This window comes from Pontibacterium sp., assembly GCF_041587635.1.
GTDB lineage: Bacteria > Pseudomonadota > Gammaproteobacteria > Pseudomonadales > Balneatricaceae > Pontibacterium.
On the sequence record NZ_JBFGYC010000624.1, the window covers coordinates 1 to 2,207 of the forward strand.

A 2,207-nucleotide genomic window follows, 5' to 3' on the forward strand; every position below is an offset into this window, starting at 1 on the left:
AACAGCCAACGCCATAAACAGCATCAGCTGTTTGATGTCATTTGTACGCTGATAGCCCGCAATTGCAACAGCAGCAAAAAGCGCACTGACAACAATTGCAATTATATTACTGAGTTTCGAAGTATTGTGTTTATCCTCAGACACACCATTCTCCCTAACTTAGGCCTGTTTAGTTCAGCTCAGCTAACAAGTCTTCATCCGGGTGAACACACTCCAGCTTGACGCCGGTTTCCGCTTCAACCTCTGGAATCATGAACGAGTCATCTTCACACGCGAAGCAGATAGAGGTGCCGGATGCACCTGCTCGCCCGGTACGCCCGATACGGTGTACATAATCATCAGGATCGTCTGGCAGCTGATAGTTGATGACATGAGTGACACCATCAATATGAATACCACGGCCCGCTACATCCGTTGCCACCAACACCTGTATCTTCCCACTACGGAAGTCCTCAAGTGTACGAATTCGGCGCTGTTGAGTGATCTCACCAGACATCAGTGCCGCACGAATACCGTCTTTCTGCAAACGCTCAGACAACGAGCGAGTCTCATGACGGCGATTGCCAAACACGATAACTTTTTCGATATTATTGATACGGATATAGTTACGCAGCAGTTTGTACTTCTCTTTGCTGGAAACTAAAAAGACTTTCTGCGCAACGTTATCAGTGGTCTTCTTTTCTGGCTCTATTTCGATCTGTACCGCATCCAGTGTCCACTGGCGCGCCAGATTCATAATGTCGTCCGAAAACGTAGCGCTGTAGAGCAGCGTCTGCCGATCCTGACCCTTACGTGGTGTCGCACGAATGATACTGCGAACGTCCGGAATAAAGCCCATAGACAACATACGGTCAGCTTCATCCAGAACCAAGACCTCCACGTTCCAGAGGTCCACTTCTTTGTTATTCACAAAATCCAGCAAACGACCGGGGGTCGCCACTAAAATATCAACCGGCTTCATCTTCAACAACTGACGCTGCTTGTCATAATCCATGCCACCAACCAATGACACTACATGAAGGTCAGCGTGTTTGGACAAACCTTCCGCGTCTGCTGCAATTTGCATTGCAAGCTCACGGGTTGGCGCAACAATCAATGCACGCGGTTCGGCCAGACGCCGGCGCTCTTCGATTGGGAAGTCCAGCAGGTCGGTAATAATCCCCAGTAGAAAGGCTGCTGTCTTACCAGTACCGGTCTGCGCCTTACCAATGATATCTTTACCCGCTAACGCCGTTGGGATCGTCTCTGCCTGAATACCTGTCGCGTACTCGAAGCCTTGATCAGCAATGGCGTGCAGCACAACATCCGGCAGGTTGAAGTCCTGAAAACGCATTTTGCCTTCAACCACAGGCACGGAATACTTAGATGCGTCCCACGCAGCACGGCTCTCTTTCTCCTGACGCGGCTTATTACGGGAATTATTACCCCGACGGCGACGACGCTGTTTTGGTCTCTCAGCACCTGATCCTGACGCTTCAACCGGGGCAGTAGTCTCGTTCTGTTTCTCTTCGATACTCAAAGTATTCATCCGTATTAAGCAAAGTTGCGTCGGTATGGCGGCAGCGCATCCAGTAGCTTTCGTCCGTAACGACGACTGACCACACGACGATCCAACAAGGTAATGACGCCCCGGTCCTGCTCTGTTCGAAGCAAGCGACCCGTGGCCTGAGTGAGACGCATAGACACCATGGGCACTGCCCATTCTTCAAATGCATTACCGCCCTGCATCTCAATCCACTCTGCCATCGTTGCGTCAACCGGATCATCCGGGACACCAAACGGCAGCTTGGTAATAATCACTTCGGTCAGGTATGAACCAGGCAGATCAACCCCTTCTGCAAACGATGCCAACCCAAATATTATGCTGGCTTCATCCTTATCAATCTGTTTTTTATGGCGGGAGATGATTGCATGTTTAGCCAAATCACCCTGCACAAGCACCCTATTCTTAATGGAATCAGGTATTCGTTCAAGCACTGTAAACATTTGCCGCCAGGAACTAAACAAAACCAGCACCGCTGACATTTTGGGCAGATGCTCTTCCAAATACTCAGCCACCTCTTCGGTATGCTGATCCGGTGTCTTAGGATCTGTTTTCATTGCAGGCACGTATAGCTCCCCGCAACTATAAAAATCAAACGGACTTTGTAAGCGCACATAGCTGGACCCATCAGGCAGACCAAGGTCAGCACTCATCCTCGAGAAGC

2 protein-coding genes are annotated in these 2,207 nt (G+C 50.0%); both read right to left on the minus strand.

Annotated features, from left to right (window positions below):
• Nucleotides 1-169: 169 nt before the first annotated feature.
• Entirely contained in the window at nt 170-1,528 is a 1,359-nt protein-coding gene (rhlB, locus tag ABYW01_RS19925; protein WP_372836161.1) for an ATP-dependent RNA helicase RhlB, read from the minus strand.
• Between the two features lie 5 nt (nt 1,529-1,533).
• Nucleotides 1,534-2,207: helicase C-terminal domain-containing protein (locus tag ABYW01_RS19930; protein WP_372836163.1), on the minus strand; the 674-nt coding region annotated here is incomplete at its 5' end.